This is a genomic window from Paenarthrobacter sp. GQ52, from assembly GCF_059759005.1.
The window spans coordinates 1-287 of the sequence record NZ_JCAXEJ010000054.1; the positions used below are offsets into that span (position 1 = coordinate 1).

Genomic DNA, 287 nt, shown 5'->3' on the forward strand with positions numbered 1-287 from the left:
TATGTTCTGGAGGGGCGGTGTCCGGGTAGGGGTGGGGCTTTCGATTGATAGCTGTGTCCGGTGGGGGTGCTGATTTCCAGGGTGTGCGTACTCCCGTGCACGCCGGCATGGACGGTTTTGGTGGTCCAGCCGGGGTTTTCCTTGGTGTGGTTGCACGCCTCGCATAGACCTGCACCGTTGGCGAGGTTCGTTTTCCCTCCGGAACGCCAAGGAACCACATGGTCGATATGCCGGATGGGCGCATCGCAGTACGGCATCCGGCAGGTATCGTCGCGGGTTTCAATGAA

At 60.6% G+C, this 287-nt stretch carries 1 protein-coding gene; it reads right to left on the reverse strand.

What is annotated here, in order from left to right:
• Positions 1–287: HNH endonuclease (locus tag AC6CH8_RS22860; RefSeq protein WP_498192467.1), on the reverse strand; the 287-nt coding region annotated here is incomplete at both ends.